This is a genomic window from Arthrobacter terricola, assembly GCF_004354015.1.
Lineage (GTDB): Bacteria > Actinomycetota > Actinomycetes > Actinomycetales > Micrococcaceae > Arthrobacter > Arthrobacter terricola.
Genome location: NZ_SMRU01000005.1, coordinates 183,245 through 198,468 on the forward strand (window position 1 = coordinate 183,245; position 15,224 = coordinate 198,468).

23 protein-coding genes and 1 pseudogene are annotated in these 15,224 nt (G+C 62.4%); 14 read left to right on the forward strand and 10 right to left on the reverse strand.

Annotated elements, in window-relative coordinates:
* Nucleotides 1-76 precede the first annotated feature (76 nt).
* Nucleotides 77-664 (forward strand): TetR/AcrR family transcriptional regulator, encoded by a 588-nt coding sequence (locus tag E1809_RS06045; RefSeq protein WP_133203312.1) that lies wholly within the window; start codon nucleotides 77-79, stop codon nucleotides 662-664.
* A 13-nt stretch (nucleotides 665-677) separates the two neighbouring features.
* On the opposite strand, the gene E1809_RS06050 is transcribed toward E1809_RS06045, so the two are convergent.
* The gene (locus E1809_RS06050) at nucleotides 678-1,139 is read right to left on the reverse strand and encodes a GyrI-like domain-containing protein (protein ID WP_133203313.1); all 462 of its coding nucleotides are present in this window, start codon (nucleotides 1,137-1,139) and stop codon (nucleotides 678-680) included.
* Nucleotides 1,140-1,300: 161 nt separating this feature from the next.
* Between E1809_RS06050 and E1809_RS06055 the strand changes: the two genes are divergently transcribed.
* Nucleotides 1,301-1,600, forward strand: a complete 300-nt coding sequence (locus E1809_RS06055; protein ID WP_133203314.1) for a DUF4193 family protein — start codon at nucleotides 1,301-1,303, stop codon at nucleotides 1,598-1,600.
* Nucleotides 1,601-1,616: 16 nt separating this feature from the next.
* Here E1809_RS06055 and E1809_RS06060 read toward each other — a convergent pair whose 3' ends face one another.
* Nucleotides 1,617-1,955: a LapA family protein gene (locus E1809_RS06060; protein WP_308166784.1), complete on the reverse strand. Its 339-nt coding sequence runs from the start codon at nucleotides 1,953-1,955 to the stop codon at nucleotides 1,617-1,619.
* 561 nt (nucleotides 1,956-2,516) lie between these two features.
* Here E1809_RS06060 and E1809_RS06065 point away from each other — a divergent pair.
* The 4 genes from E1809_RS06065 to E1809_RS06075 all read left to right on the forward strand — a co-directional run bounded on the left by E1809_RS06065 (nucleotide 2,517) and on the right by E1809_RS06075 (nucleotide 4,558).
* Entirely contained in the window at nucleotides 2,517-2,852 is a 336-nt protein-coding gene (locus E1809_RS06065; RefSeq protein ID WP_133203316.1) for a hypothetical protein, read from the forward strand.
* 24 nt (nucleotides 2,853-2,876) lie between these two features.
* Nucleotides 2,877-3,002: a hypothetical protein gene (locus E1809_RS27690; RefSeq protein WP_268908665.1), complete on the forward strand. Its 126-nt coding sequence runs from the start codon at nucleotides 2,877-2,879 to the stop codon at nucleotides 3,000-3,002.
* Nucleotides 3,003-3,114: 112 nt separating this feature from the next.
* Nucleotides 3,115-4,188 carry an LLM class flavin-dependent oxidoreductase gene (locus tag E1809_RS06070; RefSeq protein ID WP_133203317.1) on the forward strand — a complete coding sequence of 358 codons (1,074 nt, stop codon included), beginning with the start codon at nucleotides 3,115-3,117 and terminating at the stop codon, nucleotides 4,186-4,188.
* Between the two features lie 133 nt (nucleotides 4,189-4,321).
* The gene (locus E1809_RS06075; RefSeq protein ID WP_133203318.1) at nucleotides 4,322-4,558 is read left to right on the forward strand and encodes a hypothetical protein; all 237 of its coding nucleotides are present in this window, start codon (nucleotides 4,322-4,324) and stop codon (nucleotides 4,556-4,558) included.
* 231 nt (nucleotides 4,559-4,789) lie between these two features.
* Here E1809_RS06075 and E1809_RS06080 read toward each other — a convergent pair whose 3' ends face one another.
* The 3 genes from E1809_RS06080 to E1809_RS06090 all read right to left on the reverse strand — a co-directional run bounded on the left by E1809_RS06080 (nucleotide 4,790) and on the right by E1809_RS06090 (nucleotide 6,836).
* A complete protein-coding gene (locus tag E1809_RS06080; RefSeq protein ID WP_133203319.1) occupies nucleotides 4,790-5,470 on the reverse strand; it encodes a dihydrofolate reductase family protein in 681 nt (226 codons plus the stop codon).
* 149 nt (nucleotides 5,471-5,619) lie between these two features.
* Complete coding sequence (locus E1809_RS06085) at nucleotides 5,620-6,474, reverse strand: hypothetical protein (protein ID WP_235835472.1); 855 nt, start codon at nucleotides 6,472-6,474, stop codon at nucleotides 5,620-5,622.
* 65 nt (nucleotides 6,475-6,539) lie between these two features.
* The gene (locus tag E1809_RS06090; protein ID WP_133203320.1) at nucleotides 6,540-6,836 is read right to left on the reverse strand and encodes a hypothetical protein; all 297 of its coding nucleotides are present in this window, start codon (nucleotides 6,834-6,836) and stop codon (nucleotides 6,540-6,542) included.
* A gap of 224 nt (nucleotides 6,837-7,060) precedes the next feature.
* On the opposite strand from E1809_RS06090, the gene E1809_RS06095 reads away from it, so the two are divergent.
* The 4 genes from E1809_RS06095 (at nucleotide 7,061) to E1809_RS06110 (ending at nucleotide 10,320) form a co-directional block, all read left to right on the forward strand.
* Nucleotides 7,061-7,267 carry a TOBE domain-containing protein gene (locus E1809_RS06095; protein WP_133203321.1) on the forward strand — a complete coding sequence of 69 codons (207 nt, stop codon included), beginning with the start codon at nucleotides 7,061-7,063 and terminating at the stop codon, nucleotides 7,265-7,267.
* Between the two features lie 118 nt (nucleotides 7,268-7,385).
* Complete coding sequence (locus tag E1809_RS06100; RefSeq protein ID WP_165962225.1) at nucleotides 7,386-7,880, forward strand: heme-degrading domain-containing protein; 495 nt, start codon at nucleotides 7,386-7,388, stop codon at nucleotides 7,878-7,880.
* A 23-nt stretch (nucleotides 7,881-7,903) separates the two neighbouring features.
* Nucleotides 7,904-8,938 carry a Gfo/Idh/MocA family oxidoreductase gene (locus tag E1809_RS06105; protein ID WP_133203323.1) on the forward strand — a complete coding sequence of 345 codons (1,035 nt, stop codon included), beginning with the start codon at nucleotides 7,904-7,906 and terminating at the stop codon, nucleotides 8,936-8,938.
* Between the two features lie 209 nt (nucleotides 8,939-9,147).
* Nucleotides 9,148-10,320, forward strand: a complete 1,173-nt coding sequence (locus E1809_RS06110; RefSeq protein WP_133203324.1) for a GGDEF domain-containing protein — start codon at nucleotides 9,148-9,150, stop codon at nucleotides 10,318-10,320.
* 54 nt (nucleotides 10,321-10,374) lie between these two features.
* On the opposite strand, the gene E1809_RS06115 is transcribed toward E1809_RS06110, so the two are convergent.
* The 4 genes from E1809_RS06115 to E1809_RS06125 form a co-directional block, all read right to left on the reverse strand.
* Nucleotides 10,375-10,665 carry an antibiotic biosynthesis monooxygenase family protein gene (locus E1809_RS06115; RefSeq protein ID WP_133203325.1) on the reverse strand — a complete coding sequence of 97 codons (291 nt, stop codon included), beginning with the start codon at nucleotides 10,663-10,665 and terminating at the stop codon, nucleotides 10,375-10,377.
* Between the two features lie 50 nt (nucleotides 10,666-10,715).
* The gene (locus E1809_RS06120) at nucleotides 10,716-11,567 is read right to left on the reverse strand and encodes a cation diffusion facilitator family transporter (protein ID WP_235835473.1); all 852 of its coding nucleotides are present in this window, start codon (nucleotides 11,565-11,567) and stop codon (nucleotides 10,716-10,718) included.
* 65 nt (nucleotides 11,568-11,632) lie between these two features.
* A complete protein-coding gene (locus E1809_RS27335; protein WP_235835474.1) occupies nucleotides 11,633-11,818 on the reverse strand; it encodes a hypothetical protein in 186 nt (61 codons plus the stop codon).
* 9 nt (nucleotides 11,819-11,827) lie between these two features.
* Entirely contained in the window at nucleotides 11,828-12,193 is a 366-nt protein-coding gene (locus E1809_RS06125) for an ArsR/SmtB family transcription factor (protein ID WP_133203327.1), read from the reverse strand.
* A 70-nt stretch (nucleotides 12,194-12,263) separates the two neighbouring features.
* Here E1809_RS06125 and E1809_RS06130 point away from each other — a divergent pair, with 70 nt between their 5' ends.
* The 3 genes from E1809_RS06130 to E1809_RS27345 are packed head-to-tail and all read left to right on the forward strand — an operon-like array spanning nucleotide 12,264 to nucleotide 13,910.
* A complete protein-coding gene (locus tag E1809_RS06130; protein WP_133203328.1) occupies nucleotides 12,264-12,749 on the forward strand; it encodes a MarR family winged helix-turn-helix transcriptional regulator in 486 nt (161 codons plus the stop codon).
* A complete protein-coding gene (locus tag E1809_RS27340; RefSeq protein ID WP_133203329.1) occupies nucleotides 12,742-13,494 on the forward strand; it encodes a class I SAM-dependent methyltransferase in 753 nt (250 codons plus the stop codon). Before E1809_RS06130 ends, E1809_RS27340 begins: the two co-directional genes overlap by 8 nt.
* Nucleotides 13,491-13,910, forward strand: a complete 420-nt coding sequence (locus tag E1809_RS27345) for a thioesterase family protein (RefSeq protein WP_133203330.1) — start codon at nucleotides 13,491-13,493, stop codon at nucleotides 13,908-13,910. Before E1809_RS27340 ends, E1809_RS27345 begins: the two co-directional genes overlap by 4 nt.
* 90 nt (nucleotides 13,911-14,000) lie before the next feature.
* On the opposite strand, the pseudogene E1809_RS27350 reads toward E1809_RS27345, so the two are convergent.
* A pseudogene (locus E1809_RS27350) lies at nucleotides 14,001-14,225 on the reverse strand (zinc-binding dehydrogenase); the annotation flags it as partial.
* Between the two features lie 366 nt (nucleotides 14,226-14,591).
* Here E1809_RS27350 and E1809_RS06150 point away from each other — a divergent pair.
* The coding region (locus E1809_RS06150) for an ABC transporter substrate-binding protein (RefSeq protein ID WP_235835475.1) at nucleotides 14,592-15,224 on the forward strand (633 nt) is incomplete at its 3' end.

Genomic DNA, 15,224 nt, shown 5'->3' on the forward strand with positions numbered 1-15,224 from the left:
CGCGACTTTTGTCTAAGCAATAGTCTTAAGGCACTGTCCCCCACTGGACCCCAGCCGGAAGACTAGAGAGTGAGCTATGCGGGTACCCGCCGACGAACGCAAAGAACAGCTGATTGCAGCAACGGTCGAACTGATGCGCCGCGAAGGCGTCCAGTCGGTGACCATCCGGGCCATCGCCAAGGAAGCGAACGCCCCCTTGGCCACGGCCCACTATTGCTTCCGGAACAAAGACGAGCTCATGGAATCGGCCGCCGAGGCTTGGCTCAAGAACCTCAGCAGCTTCTCCAGCGAAGTCGCCATCGAATTGGGCCTCCGTGCGGCCGTTGAGCAAGTTGCCGAGGGCTACTGGCGCGCACTGGTGGAAGAACCGGCCAGCCTCCTCGCCGAAATCGAACTTATCTTGTGGGCAACACGCAACGCGCCTGTCAGCCCCCTCGCCGGGAAGATATATCCGGCCTACGAAACCGAGCTGGGGAACATCTTCTCCTCCGCGGCCCGGAGCAAGGGCGAGGAATGCCTCATAGAGTTCCCCATGCTGGTGCGGTCCTTCCTCATGATCTATGACGGAGCGGCCATCCAATACATGACGAATCCCAAAGCCGCCGACTACCGGAGCATGTTCTTCATGTTGGTGGATGCGCTACTGGTCAAGGCCGGCGTCTAGACGCGTCGGCCTCCTACTTCAGGAGGTGCAACACGGTGGTTTCCGTGTGGGCCGGATCCGGGGTGGGGTCGCCGTAGATTTCCCAGGAGTGCCCGGCGGACTCACGACGATTCATGGTCATCCACTCGTCGAGGGCGTCGTAGGCCTCCTGCAGGCGGTGGTAAGGTCCGTGGAAGATCGCGACGGCGGCCTCACCGCCAGGCGTCCGGGTCGCGTACACCTCCCCAGAGGTGTCAAAGGGCCGCGTAACTTCGACGCCGAACTCGCAGACTATGGGCGATCCTGGCTCCTCGGAGTGGTGGTAGACGAAGATATTGTGCCCATCCGTCCACAACCCTGGCTGGCTGCGCACAAAGTCCCAGACCTTGCCGATCGCGGCCCCCCAGGTTGAGCCGACGTCGCCCGCCGCAACCACGCGCCGGACAGCGGCAATGACGCGCGAATCGACAACCTGCACACTGACACTGACCGCCATGCGGCGATGCTACAGCAACGAGGCGCCCAGGTTCATTGGTGCGTCTTTAATTGGAGTTCGACTTTCCTTCACGCCCGACGGGCCAAAACAATACTAAGCATGCTTATGATATGCGTCTAGGACCAAGACTTCTCATTGGTTCCTGGAAAGGAGAACACATCATGGCCGCTGATTACGACGACCTGCGCCCGGAAGTGAAAGAGGCCCAGGAACAATCCCTTGAAGCCCTGCAGTCAGCCAACGCGCCGACGCCGATGCGCGCGGTCCTTGAAGTCGAAGCGGGCGACGAGCTGGAATCGGAAGGCCCGGGCGGCGAAATCGTCGCCGAGGAACTGGTCATCAGCGTTGTGCCCCAAGGCAGCGATGAGTTCACTTGCGCCTCGTGCTTCCTTGTCCGCCACCGCTCCCAGATCGCACGGGAAAAGGACGGCAACCTCTACTGCATCGAATGCGAAAGCTGAAAGGTGCGCCGGACGCTCACCGCTTTGCCGCCGTCGGGGGCTTTGTGCGCAGGGAGCGCCGAGCGAGCAGCCGAAGCTGCAAGATGCGGACGGCTCCCGCAACCGCGACAAGGACGCCCCCGGCGACCGCCGCAATGAAGAGCGCAAGCCCGAGCGGAACGTAACCGCCCAAGCCAAGGAAGTACACGCGGACGGAGTCCTGGTTCTGCAGGAAGAACACAATCAACAAGATCAGTACGATAAGGGCGACGACGACCGCCGTCCAGACCACACCCGCCCGGGTGACAGGTTGCTGTGGCTGCGGCTGATTGGCCCTGCTCGGCTCCTGCCGCGGGGGCTGGGGTTGCTGGCTCACGGCGCTCCTTTCTGCGACGGTCTCGCCGGATCGGAAGGGACTGTCAGTTCGAATGCGCATCCGTTAATGCAACGATAATGGCAAGTCTGCTGACGGTTCAATGGGCTTGAATCCGGGCGGCGCTCGCCCCTCGGCACGGCCCCACAGTCCTCTGCTCGCGCCGGTGAATGCGCCGGAACAAATTAGTCCAAGAAAATGACAATATACATTCGACTAATTGCGTGATTCGCATTCATCGGTTGCCGCATTTCCTCGTAAAGAAGAGGCTCCGAACCCTACGCCCCGGCAGGGCAAAGACGCGCATGTGGGCAGGAGACGGACCCGCGAAGGGCTCTCCAGGCCCGTCAGCGCGGGGCTGGCGCCATCAGGAGCCCCAAAACCAGGGGCATCATCGAATGTTTCCAACATGTTAACTCCAATGGGAAAATAGCCTTCCGAATTTCTCATCCAAATATTCCCGAGACTCTCCCGCAATTCGATTGCCAGGCGTATTTTTGCTATATGAAAGAAGCACAAGTGACCGGCATCACACCGGCAGAGCTTGAGTAGGACCGGGTCATCATGGATAGCAACGACGCCGTCCACGTGTGGCACCGGGCCGGAAATCCGACGTCCACGGAACGCCTCAGCAACTATGCGGAGGCGCTCATCTCGGAGTGTTCGATCGGAGCCTACCGGGCATTGAACGACGCGCAGGAAGACCGGGCCATCCTGGCTTTGTTCCGCGTTGACCAACCCCAGGCAACGATCGCTTCCCTCCACCAAATGCCGCCATTGGCCCTCTCCGGCTACCACCAGTTGCTCCATGACCTGGCCCGCGAAGGCTTCGGACCCGGTAGCGGTATCCACGGCGAAACCTCCCGGCTTCGCCATCCATCGGAAACCACCCTCCACTAACGCACCCCCAACAAAGGAAACATCATGTGTGACAACTGCAGACGTGCACTGCACGAACTGGAAATCCAGTGGGGCAATCAAGCCCTGGACCTCGCCAAGCTCCGCAAGATCCTCAGCCACCAGGAGGAGGAAGGCAAGCTCTGGTTGTGACCGCCCGCGCACTGATTGCCGGCTGAATTAACCTCCCGTCATGCTCGGGAGCATATCCAGGAGCCTGCGCATATCCTGAGGGAAAAGCTGCCCCCGATCCTGAAGGAGTGCAATGCCCGGCCATGGAAGTCCTCTGCGCAAGCTTGGTTTCCTCACGATCGGCCTGTTCGATCCTGAGGACCCCGCCGCGGGCCACCAGTCCACTTTGCAGATCATCGAACTCGGCGAACGGCTTGGTTTCGACAGCGCATGGTTGCGCCACCGCCACCTGCAGTTCGGGATCTCCTCCCCCATCGCGGTGATGGCTGCCGCCAGCCAGCGCACCTCGCGCATTGAACTTGGAACCGCCGTGACCCCACTGGGTTGGGAAAACCCCTTGCGCCTGGCGGAGGACCTCGCCACCGTGGATTTGCTGGCCGGCGGACGCATCAACCCGGGCCTGAGCGTCGGGGAACCCATGCACTACGGCACCGTGAAGCATGAACTGTACCCGGATTCCGCGGACATAGAGGATTTCAGCTACGCCCGCGTGGATCGGCTCGCCCGCTTGATCGCAGGAGAAAAGGTACGGGACTTTTCCGGCAAGCACGGGGTGGTCGAAGAATTCTCCAACCGCGTCGAGCCACATTCACCTGGATTGCGTGAACGGCTCTGGTACGGGGCCGCCAGCACTAAGTCGGCCGCCTGGGCCGGCGCAAACGGTTTCAATCTGCTCTCAAGCAGCGTGGTCTTTGTCGACGCCGGACAAGAACCCGATTTCGGCCTCGTCCAGCAATCGCAGATCCGTGCCTTCCGTGAGGCCGCCGAGTCGGCCCAAGCACGCGGACCAGCTCGCGTCTCCCAAGGCTTGGTGGTGATCCCGACCGATTCAGCGTCTCCGGCGCAGAGGGAGAAGTACCAGCGTTACGTCGACGAGCGCACTCCCCGGACACGGGCACCACAAGGACCGAAGGGCATGCTCTACGCTCCGGACCTCATCGGCACAAGCGACGAAATCGCCGGGCAATTGTATGCGCACGCAGGATTCCAGGAAGTCGACGAAGTCGCTTTCGCACTGCCCTTCAGCTTTGACCACGAAGACTATGTCCAGATCCTCAGCGACATCGCCGGGAAACTAGGGCCCGCGCTGGGATGGACGCCGTCGCAGGACGGCGAGCAACCGCCGTCGGGGACTGAAGCGCAGTAGCGCATTTAAGTCATTGCCTTACCGCAAATATAAGGTTACTGTGTAAAAAACAGCAAAAGTCTACGCCCATCGACTACACCGTAGACGAACCTTCGCGAACAGGCGAAGGCAGCAAACACAAAGGAACCCTGCCATGACCAGACCGGCCGACGTTTCTCCCTCCTACGGTCCCAACGGCACCGCCTATCTCGTGCAGTGCGGCGGCTCATCGAAGGACCGCCTTTTCCACGAACTCAAGCCAGCATTGCGGTACGCCAAAAAGCACAACAACAAGCACCATCACGGAGCGGTACCCCAGTACCACGAATGGAACAATCACTGGGCCGGGCTACCCGAAGAAGCAAGCAAGAACCATGAAAAAGATACCTAACCTGCAGGACCGAACGCGCACCGATGTCTACAGCGGAATGCTCGGACGCCGGGATGGCCGAAGTCATCCTGTCCACGAAGACACTCGAATGCGCCTGCGGATTCACGATCGAACTGCCCGACTGATCCACGGGCCGCTCCCAGCCGTAACCCACGCTGGATAACTCCGGCCTTGGGACGGCCCCGACTCCAGCCCGCAATAGGCGTGGTGCCGGGCCGTTGTGCCGGCGGTTTAGCTTGCCTGATCAGTTGTGGCGGCGCGGCCGCGACGTGCGAACGTCAGGTGGGTGACGCCGCTGGGCGAAGGTGCCGCCTCAATCTCGAATCGTTCTTCGAGTCCCTCCATGCCATCCCAAAGCCGTTCGCCACGGCCGAGAAGTACGGGGACCTGGACAATATGCATCTGGTCGATCAGGTCGGCTGCCAGGAACTGCCGGACCGTGTCCACGCCGCCACCGATTCTCACGTCGAGGTCGCCGGCGAGCGCGCGGGCCTGTTCGAGCGCTTCCGCGGGTTTCGCGTCCACAAAGTGGAAAGTCGTGCCGCCCTCCATAGTCAACGCGGGCCGCGGGTGGTGCGTCAGGACGATCACCGGCGTGTGGAAGGGCGGGTTGTCACCCCACCAGCCCTTCCACTCTTCATCGGTCCACGGACCGCGCTGGGGACCAAACTTATTCCGGCCCATGATTTCGACGCCGATGCCCGAGGCCCAGCGGCTCGCGAACGTTTCGTCGATTCCATTCGAGCCCTCATCCTTGCCGTGGAATCCCATCCCTTGGAAGGTTCGCGTTGGGAAAGCCCAGCTCATCAGGCGTGATCCGGCGTGACCGAAGGGCGTGTCGAGGGATTGGCCTTCTCCGGTACCGAATCCATCGAGGGAGACAGAGAAGTTGTGAACGCGGACGAGTGACATTGGGCTCCTTGCTCGTGGTCGGCTTGAAAAGCAACGCGCCAAACAGCATCCATATTGCTTGCCGCCGGCAACCTCTTGGCCGACCGTAGCGCAGGCTGCCGCTAGCCCGCAAGCACTTCGGACCGGGATCGCCCGGTGATGCGAGGCGGTTACGCCTGTGTCCGGGTCAGCTTGTAGTGAAGTCGGACGGCGACGGCAGACCGAATGCGGATGACGTGATCGGTTCGAAGGACGCCGTCGTCATCGACGTACAGCCTGAAAGTCTCGTGCAGCGGCAGACGGGTGGCGTGGACGATGCCGCCCCTGCTTACCGTGAGGTAGGCACCGTCGGTGCCGAACGTGCCGCGCGTGGAGAGCAGTTCCAGCGAGCCGTCGGATAGAGCGCGCGGCCGCAGGAAGACTTGCACATTCCCTGATTCGAGGGGAAAGCTCACATGCACGCTCGGCTGCGTGGTTTCCGGCAGCGTCGTCACACGATAGAAGCCGCTGTAAACGTACGCACCCGTCGACCGGAGCCTGCGGATCCACCCCGCGCCGGACTGCCGCCCGTCCGGGGCGACTATTGCGGCAATGTCGCTGTCCATTCCCAGGGCAGTGTCAAGGGGGCGGGTGGGAATGGTCAACTGCTGGACCCGGCGCCCGAAATAGCGGGCGATGAACTCGCCAAACGGTTGGAAGATCGGATTCCAACCCGTCCACACTTCCATCCGCCACAAGGATGTACGTTCGTAGAAGTCACGAATATCAGGGTGTACTGCGGCGGCGCGAAAGTGAGGACCGTCCAACGCGGCGAATTCCGGAAGCAGTCCCCCACCGGGTTCGTCGCGCACGACCACACCGCCAATGGCGGCCGCCGCGTCACTGAGCCAGTTGTCGCCGATAACGGACTCGCGGTGCATTGGTGCGTCGAGCCAGGCCTGGTCGCCGCCTACCTCCACACGGCGCCCAGTGACACGCCAAAACGCCCGCGTCATGCGGTCGACGCCGCTCATAAGATCAGACACCTAAGGAGTCTGTCACAAGGTCGGCTCAGGCCACCCGGGTCACCTTGTCCAGACGAGAATGGCTGCTAAGCCCCATTCCGTGAAGCCGCACTGCGGATGACAGGTATGGAAGCGGTGTCGAAGAACTGATACTCCCCTTCGGGGGCATGGATCGTCCCCGCGGCCTCCGCCTTCTCCCTGATGAAGTCGAGGTCTTCCCGGGAGAGGACAACTTGTCCGTTCGGGTCAAGCTCGACGTCGATATGCGGATCCGCTTTGACCTTCGCCGACATATCGGGAGGCAAAAGCAGGCAAGCCGGATTTTCCAAAAGCCATGTCCGGGTCTCGGAACCGAGCCGATCCCACTCATCCTTGAGGCTCACGCTCGCGGACACCACCTTTCTGTTTGGTCCCCTCAAACCGAATTCCGTACAGACTACTCCCGTAACCACGCAGATTGAAGGTAACAATGGTGAAAATGTGGCTATTGGGTCCGCGGCGAGGGCAAGGTACTTCCATATCGTCGACGCACCGCCAGGCCTAGACTTGTCCTCATTCCTGGCGTGCGAACGGGAAGAAGCCGCCGGGCCAACACGAGGAGAGCATCATGAAGATCAGCGCCCGTAACCGCCTCAAGGGAACCATCGTGGAAATCACCAAAGGTGCCACGACCGCCCACGTCCGTATTCAAATCGAAGGATCGGTCATTACCGCATCGATCACCAACGAATCGGTCGATGAACTCGAGCTGGCCGTCGGCCAAGAGGCTTACGCGGTGGTCAAAGCTTCCGATGTCATGATCGCGACCGACTAGGTCGCATTAGCGCCGGCACACGCGAGGCCGTCGACACTTGCCGTAAGCATCTTCCCCGGAACACTTCACTCGGATATTGTCTTTATGTCTTGACAAAGCAATGCCGAGGAGGCTCACCATGCTGCCAATAGGACAGCGATACCGCGGACTGGACGCGGCCGAATTGCACGATGTCCTGTTGGCCGAAGAAGCTGAACTCGACTTCCCGGAATTCGGCGTGGATGATGCATGGTCGGTGGGCTGCTGGCTGCGCAGGACCGCCGTCGAACAGGGGTTCGGAGTGGGCGTCGCGATTACGCTCGGTGACCAGCGGGCGTTCCACGCGGCAACCCAGGGAGCGGCGGCCCTCAACGACGACTGGCTCGAGCGGAAGTTCCGTGTGGTCCGGCTCTATGGGCATTCGAGCCTCGCGGTCCGAGCGCAATATCTTCGGGACGGGGAGTCCTTCGAGACCCACTCGGCACTCGACCCGCTTCTTTACGCGGCAGCCGGCGGCGGCTTTCCCCTGCGCGTCCGCGGAACCCTCGTGGGCGCCGTAGGAGTGAGCGGCCTGGAAATGCACGACGACCACGCCCTGCTCGTCGAAGCCCTGCGGCATCACATCAAGCTCTAGCCCGACATTCAAAGGAGAACATCATGGCGCTTCGCGTTGGTCTTGTCGGCTACGGTGCCGGCGGCCGCTACTTCCACACACCCTTCATCCAAGCCTCGGCCCGATGCGAACTGGTCGGGGTGGTAACACGCTCGGCGGAGCGAGCCCGGATCGTCGGGGAGGATGTTCCCGACGTCGCGGTCTACGGAACCTTGGGCGAACTGATCGACGCCGGAGTCGACGTCGTCGTCATCTCCACACCGCCGGAAACGCGGCAGGAGCTGGTCCTCGAGGCCATCGGCCGCGGCGTGCATGTGGTCGCGGACAAGCCGTTCGCGCCTTCGGCCGAAGTTGGCCAGGAACTGGTCGAAGCCGCGGCGTCGGCGGGCGTCCTGTTGGGTGTCTTCCACAACCGGCGCTGGGACACCGACCTCCGCACGCTGCGCGACGTCGTCGAACGCGGTTCGATCGGGAACGTGTGGAGGTTCGATTCCCGCTTCGACCTCGACGAGCCGGGGAGCCTGGAAGCCGGGGCGGGCGGCGGACTCCTGCGGGATCTGGGCAGCCACCTCGTCGACCAGGCCCTCCACCTCTTCGGCCCCGCGGAATGGGTGAGCGCCCAACTAGACTGGGTCGACCTTGAAGACGGACGCACTGACGCCGGGTTCGTCATCAATATCGGACATAGGGGCGGGGTCCACTCCCACGTCTCCGCGAGCAAGGTCAACCGGCTCACTTCCAAGGAGTTGCGCGTCCTCGGCGAGCAGGGCAGCTACGAATCCTGTTACACCGACGTCCAGACCCAGGCCATCTTCGCCGGCCAGCGTCCCGCGGAGAACCGGGAAGAATGGGGCTACGAAACAAGCGATCACTGGGGAACCCTCCGCACCGCCGAAGGATCCCGCACCATCCCCTCGCTGCAAGGCGACTACACCGACTACTACGACGGTCTCGCCGCCGCCATCGAGGACGGCACTCCCCTGCCCGTTCCGGCGGAACAAGCAATCGAAACGCTCCGCGTCCTTGACGCTGCGCGGAACAGCGACGCACACAAGGAAACGGTGAAGCTGGGCAGATAGGTCACTGCTCGCGCCCGTGATTTCGTGCGGGCGCATTTGCCGGGAGCCCTTCCTGGCTCGATTCGCGAGCCTCGTCGCGGCGTTCCAAGCGCCGCGACGTTACATCCCAGAGTCCCTCCTCCGACGCGACCAAGGTCGGATGACTCTGATTGCGCGCCAGCCGACGGGCCGTGCCGTAATCTGTTCTCACCCCTCGAGAAAGAGCGAACATGGGTCTTGATCCGGCCAGCATGGAAGTGATCCTGGGCGTTGCGGCATTGATCCTGTGCCTGTTGTTCTTCGACTCGTACCGTCGCTCGCGTGCCCCTTACAGCGGCTGGTGGTGCCTCGCCATCGCTTTCCTCCTTGCCGGGAACATGTCCTATTTGCTGGACGGCACCATGTTCCAAATCTGGGCAGGCCCGTCCGGAAACGCGTTTCTGGTTGCTGGAGCGTTCAGCGTCTGGGCCGGCTCACGATCCCTGAGACTCCTTCCGACTCCGGCATGGCAGCTCTGGACGGCGCCTGCCGCCACGGCCTTGGCCGCGGCAGTTGAGAACCCGGGCACGAACATCTGGGCCGGTGGCCTCGTGTACTTGGTTTTGATGTCCACGGGCATGGGCCTCGCAGCAATTGACCTCTGGCGGGTGAAATCTTCCAGTTCACGTACGCGCATTTCCCTGGCGTTGGCCGCCGCGGGCTTGGGCGGATTTTTCTTCTGCAGGGCCGTCGCTTACTTGCTCGAGGGACCGGGCGGGATCGCCTTGCGCACCTACCTCAGTCCGGCGACCACTAGCTTGGTCACCTTGGTGCTCCTGGTCATCGCGTCTTTCAGCATGGTGTCCCTAAGCAACGAGCAACTCATCCGCGCGCTCAACGAACGCGCCACGCGGGACAGCCTGACCGGGCTCCTGAACCGTCAAGCCTTCATGGACCTGGCAGGCCGGGAACTCACCCGAATCAGCGCCACTGAACCGGTCTCCACCGTGATCCTTGCCGACTTGGACCACTTCAAAGCACTCAACGATAGCCACGGCCATGCCGCCGGCGATGCCGCGCTGCAAGCATTCGCCGGGGCATGCCGCGCTTCGGTACGCCGCACGGGCTTGGCCGGACGGTATGGCGGCGAAGAATTCCTCATCCTGCTTCCGGGAGCGGGCCCGGAATACGCCAAGGCCGTTGCCTCGGATATCAGCCGTCGGATGGCCCTCGCGGAACCATCCGAAGGCATCCACTACCCCACCGTCAGCTACGGCATTGCCTTTAGTTCACCTGCGGACAGTGCCGACCTTGCCGGGATGATCGCGGCTGCGGATGACGCACTGTACAAAGCCAAATCCCGCGGCCGGAACCAGGCCGTCTGCGCTGACACGCCTATGCTCGAGACACCGTCGGCGTCCTGAGATTCCCGGGCGCCCGGACGACATCAGTGGGCGCCGTCCGCAGTCGGTGCCCACTTACAAATCGACAGTTTCGAACTCGAGCAGGTCGGCCCCGGTTGCCACAGGAGACCTGTCGCCGCCGTGCTGTTCGTTTGCCCGTCCGTTCCGCCAATTCTGGAAGTCATCTTCGGTAGCCCAGGTAGTGACCACGAAGTAGCGGTCCTCGCCCTTGACCGGGCGAAGGAGCTGAAATCCTTCGAATCCGGGTTGCCCGTCGACGGCGTGTGCCCGGGCTGCGAAGCGCTGCTCGAGTTCGGGGCCCTTGCCTTCAGGGACGTGGATGGCGTTGATCTTCACAACAGACATGTTGTTCCTTTTCGTAGCTTGGTTGGTGAGTGCACGCACTCCTAAACAAATCAGGGTTGGCGGGCGACTACAAGCACCGTTCCAACGTTGCGGATTCCCGTCCGTACAGCTTCCTCGACGGAACGCGTCATTCCGGCAAACTCCGTCATGGTCCAGCTTGGATCGGCCGGGGCTGCGACCTCAACGTGGAGGCGGTGGCCGGCCCAGCGAAGCCGCGCGGTCGAGCCGGCGGGCGCCACCGGCGCAATCACCGCCTCTGTCCGTTCCACCAGGGAGGGGTCGACGCCGTCGAGCAGCCGCCGTCCGATGTCCCTGACAGTGCCCCACAAGAGGACGAAAATAGTGATCGAGATCAGGATACCGATGATCGGATCCGCCAGCGGGAACCCCAGCCAGACACCGATCACGCCGACGACGACGGCCAGCGAAGTGAATCCGTCGGTCCGGGCATGGACACCGTCCGCTACCAGCGCGGCCGAACCGATCTCCTTGCCGACCCTGATCCGGTAAACCGCCACGATCTCGTTACCGGCAAAGCCAATCAGGCCGGCTGCGAGGACCCAGCCGAGGTTCGCCAAAGGCTGTGGCTGGAAAATACGGATCACGGATTCGACCGCGGCCACCACAGCCGACAACGCCACCATCGCGACAATGAACAACCCGGCCAGATCCTCGGCACGCCCGAACCCGTAGTTATACGTCCGCGTCGCCGCACGACGACTCAGGACAAACGCCACCCACAACGGAACCGCCGTCAAGGCGTCCGAGAAATTGTGGATCGTATCGGCCAGAAGGGCCACCGAGCCACTGAACAAGAACACCGCCAACTGCAACAACGAGGTCACGGCCAGGACAGCCAAGGAAATCTTCAACGCCCGGATGCCCTGGGCTGAAGACTCCATCGCTTCGTCAACCGAATCCGCAGCATCATGGCTGTGCGGGACGAACAAGCCATGAAGGAAACCCCTCAGGCCCCCGGGGTGCTCATGGTCGTGGCCATGGTGGTCATGGTCGTGATGGTGATGCCCATGGGAATGCCCATCGTGGTCATGCGCATGCTCGTGGTTGTGGTCATCATGTCCATGGTCGTGGACATGGTCATGCTCGTGGTCATGGGCATGCGTGTTGACGACGTGGCCCTCTGTGTCCTCACCCGCGTGCTTCATGCTGCACCGCCTTCGGCCTGCACATGGTGGTGTCGGGGGGTGCCGCCAAGAGTGTGCTCGGCCTGGAAAATAGCGTCGGCCACGAGTTGACGGGCATGTTCATTTTCCAGCCGGTAAAACACGCGGGTGCCTTCGTGGCGGGTGGAGACCATCCGTGCCATCCGCATCTTCGCCAGGTGCTGCGACACAGCGGACTGGGGCTTACCGACCGTCTCTGCAAGTTCATTCACGGACATCTCGCCGTCGCGCAATGCCAGGATCAAACGGACCCGCGTCGCGTCGGCAAGCATCGCGAACACCTCTACGGCCAACTCGACGTACTCGCTGTCGACGTCCAAGCCGCAAGCCTTATCTGCATTCATGCGAATATTATGACACACGGATGCATAACGCACCCTCCAGTTTACATTAGCGCTAATGTAAACCGTGGACATGGAACAACTTCAAAGACCAGGACTGGGCGAGCTGCTGCGGTACGTCGCCGAATTGGTGGAGCAGGGAGCTGAAGAACAGTACAGGCGAATGGGCCTTGAGTACCGCCCTCGTTTCACACCGGTCATGCGCGCCTTGGCCGCCGGGGCCGAAACCGTCACTGATGTGACGAAGCAGACCCGGCTGACGCAAGGAGCGGTCAGCCAGACCGTGAAGCTCATGGGTGGCGCGGGGCTCGTGGAGCGGTACGGCGTATCCGACGGCAGAAAAAGTGGCCTCCGCCTCACCCCGGAGGGCGAAGACCTGGTGCACGCACTTGAACCGCAGTGGGAAGCGACTTTCACCGCCATCAGCGAACTCGAAAAAGAAATCGGCTACCCGCTCTTGAGGGTCCTGCAGGAGACAGCGAATGCGCTGGATCGCCAAGGATTCGGACCGCGCTTGGCAGCCGCAGGCGACGCACAAATGGAGGCCATTCATGGATAACCATGCAGCGAAAAACTGGTTCACTACCGGTGGCGGCAACTATGCCCGGTTCCGGCCCGAGTATCCGCCGCGTCTCGCTTCGGACCTGGCAGCCCTCACACCCTCCAAAGAACTGGCCGTCGACGTCGGCTGCGGCACGGGACAGCTCACGTCACTGCTCGCACCGTGGTTCCGGACCGTCGTCGGCGTCGATTCCAGCGCGGACCAGCTCGCAAGCGCGAGCGCGCTGCCTAACGTGCTGTACGTCGGCGCGCCCGCCGAGAACCTGCCAGTCGAGGACAACACCGCCGCCTTGGTTACCGCGGCGCAGGCGGCGCACTGGTTCGACCTTCCCGCCTTCTACACGGAGGTCCGACGGATCGCGGCCCCGGGCGCCATCCTCGCCTTGATCAGCTACGGCGTGATGAGCCTTGACGGCGACCTGGACGGACGCTTCCAAACCTTCTACCAGCGGGAAATCGGGCCGTATTGGCCGGCTGAGCGCAAACTGGTCGACGACGGCTACCGCACCATCGACTTCCCGTTCGAGGAAACCACCCTCGCCCCGATCAACATCGAAAAGCACCTGACGCTTTCCGAACTGTTGGGCTACATCTCAACCTGGTCGGCAGTCCGGGCCGTCAAGGAAGCAGGCCATGAGGATATTCTGCACACGTTCGCCGGCGAGCTTTCCGAGCTGTGGGGAGACCCCGAAGGCTCCCGCCGGGTCTGCTGGCCGATCAATATGAGAGTGGGAACGATATGAGCGCCAAGGAACTGGCGGTCGGGCTGAAGCACACCGAATACATGACCGTCGAGGAGCGCCATACCGTGCCGGCAGTGGAACCTCGCTGGCCCGGCTTTGCGGACATGCCCCCGGTCTTCGCCACGGCCATGATGGTCGGCTTCATCGAACAGACGTGCGTCGAGGCACTCCGGCCTTTCCTCGGCGAGGGCGAGCACACGGTGGGGACCCACGTGGACATCAGCCACGTGGCGGCAACGCCCGTGGGGATGGAAATCGCCGCCACAGTCGAACTCGTCAGCGTCGAAGCCCGCACGCTCCACTTCAGAGTCTTCTGCCTCGACGAAGAAGGGCTCATCGGCGAAGGAAACCATCAGCGGGTCATCATCAACACCGAGCGCTTCATGGCCCGGGTGGGCCGAAAAGCGGACGGCTGATCCGCCGTCGGAATATTGCTCAGGGGACGAGCAGTAGTCATCGACGGTCGGGCGTGTGACATAGAGGGAGCCATGCTTGTTGAGCTGCTGTAGGTCTACCGGCGGCACGGGGCCCGACGAAGCTCCGAAAAGTACCAGCATCCCGCGCTTCCGAAGCGCTTTGAGGGATTCGTCGAAAGTATCGCGACCCACGGAGTCATAAACAACGTCGGCGCCGCGGCCTTCCGTGATTTCCCGGACACGCCCGGCGTACCCCTCGTAGCCGACGATTGCGTGATCAGCGCCAAGCCCCTTGGCAATTTTGGCCTTTTCCACTCAACCATTACGGAACGGACCACCGGTAAACTCCCAAAGCGTTCAATAAATGAATAGTGCGTTCAATTTCGCATGATTTGCCGGAGAGAGCCAAGGGCGCGGAAACCTGCCGCGGAGGCGCGGCGACCATTCTTCCTGGATGAAGGACTTGGTCCTTGAATGACGCACCAAGTCGACACATGAAGGCGAACGTCCCGCGGTTACCCGCCGTGTCGCCTCCCGTTGTCTCCCGGTACCAGGCCTCCGTAATCTCAATCCATCCACGGAGTCCGGACCCGGCGGATGCTCCTCTACACCCCCAAAGTTCTCTCCGTTCGCTTGCCTGGAACGTACTTCAGGCATGCCCATCCCCGAAGGAATACTCCCGTGTCATCCCCTAACGACAAGTCGACCACAAGGATTGTTGCTGGTGACGGTGGTAAGCCGTCCCGTCGTCGTGCGCTTCAGATTGGTGTTGCTGCCGGTCTGGTGGTGCTGGTGGGCGGCGGTGCTGCCGTGGCGTCCGTGGTTGCGAAGAACAATGAGGCCCAGCCGGCCGTGGCGGCGGCGTTGACCACGCCCGCGGCGGAACTCAAGCTCGGCTATTTCGGCAACGTCACCCACGCCCCGGCCCTGGTCGGGGTGAGCAAGGGCCTGATCGCGAAGGAACTGGGCACCACGAAGCTGACCACCCAGATCTTCAACGCCGGCCCGGCGGCGGTCGAGGCGTTGAATGCCGGCGCGATCGATGCCGCGTACCTGGGCCCGAACCCGGCGATCAACTCGTTCGTGCAAAGCAAGGGCGCTTCGGTGAGCATCATTGCCGGCGCGGCCTCGGGCGGGGCGCAGTTGGTGGTCCGGCCCGGGATCACTTCGGCGGCGGATTTGAAGGGCAAGACCCTGGCGTCGCCGCAGTTGGGCGGGACCCAGGATGTGGCGTTGCGTGCCTGGCTGGGCAAGCAGGGGTTGAAGACGAGTGCGGCCGGTGGCGGGGATGTGGCGATCAATCCGACCGAGAAC

Excerpts from the sequence above, each read along its gene's own strand:
- E1809_RS06100 (WP_165962225.1), top strand. The coding sequence starts at position 7,386 with ATGCTGCCAATAGGACAGCGATACCGCGGACTGGACGCGGCCGAATTG.
- E1809_RS06050 (WP_133203313.1), bottom strand. The coding sequence starts at position 1,139 with ATGGCGGTCAGTGTCAGTGTGCAGGTTGTCGATTCGCGCGTCATTGCC.
- E1809_RS06065 (WP_133203316.1), top strand. The coding sequence starts at position 2,517 with ATGGATAGCAACGACGCCGTCCACGTGTGGCACCGGGCCGGAAATCCG.
- E1809_RS06080 (WP_133203319.1), bottom strand. The coding sequence starts at position 5,470 with ATGTCACTCGTCCGCGTTCACAACTTCTCTGTCTCCCTCGATGGATTC.
- E1809_RS06120 (WP_235835473.1), bottom strand. The coding sequence starts at position 11,567 with ATGGAGTCTTCAGCCCAGGGCATCCGGGCGTTGAAGATTTCCTTGGCT.
- E1809_RS06115 (WP_133203325.1), bottom strand. The coding sequence starts at position 10,665 with ATGTCTGTTGTGAAGATCAACGCCATCCACGTCCCTGAAGGCAAGGGC.
- E1809_RS06095 (WP_133203321.1), top strand. The coding sequence starts at position 7,061 with ATGAAGATCAGCGCCCGTAACCGCCTCAAGGGAACCATCGTGGAAATC.
- E1809_RS06130 (WP_133203328.1), top strand. The coding sequence starts at position 12,264 with ATGGAACAACTTCAAAGACCAGGACTGGGCGAGCTGCTGCGGTACGTC.
- E1809_RS27340 (WP_133203329.1), top strand. The coding sequence starts at position 12,742 with ATGGATAACCATGCAGCGAAAAACTGGTTCACTACCGGTGGCGGCAAC.
- E1809_RS06045 (WP_133203312.1), top strand. The coding sequence starts at position 77 with ATGCGGGTACCCGCCGACGAACGCAAAGAACAGCTGATTGCAGCAACG.
- E1809_RS06110 (WP_133203324.1), top strand. The coding sequence starts at position 9,148 with ATGGGTCTTGATCCGGCCAGCATGGAAGTGATCCTGGGCGTTGCGGCA.
- E1809_RS27690 (WP_268908665.1), top strand. The coding sequence starts at position 2,877 with ATGTGTGACAACTGCAGACGTGCACTGCACGAACTGGAAATCCAGTGG.
- E1809_RS06070 (WP_133203317.1), top strand. The coding sequence starts at position 3,115 with ATGCCCGGCCATGGAAGTCCTCTGCGCAAGCTTGGTTTCCTCACGATC.
- E1809_RS27345 (WP_133203330.1), top strand. The coding sequence starts at position 13,491 with ATGAGCGCCAAGGAACTGGCGGTCGGGCTGAAGCACACCGAATACATG.
- E1809_RS06075 (WP_133203318.1), top strand. The coding sequence starts at position 4,322 with ATGACCAGACCGGCCGACGTTTCTCCCTCCTACGGTCCCAACGGCACC.
- E1809_RS06055 (WP_133203314.1), top strand. The coding sequence starts at position 1,301 with ATGGCCGCTGATTACGACGACCTGCGCCCGGAAGTGAAAGAGGCCCAG.
- E1809_RS06105 (WP_133203323.1), top strand. The coding sequence starts at position 7,904 with ATGGCGCTTCGCGTTGGTCTTGTCGGCTACGGTGCCGGCGGCCGCTAC.
- E1809_RS06125 (WP_133203327.1), bottom strand. The coding sequence starts at position 12,193 with ATGAATGCAGATAAGGCTTGCGGCTTGGACGTCGACAGCGAGTACGTC.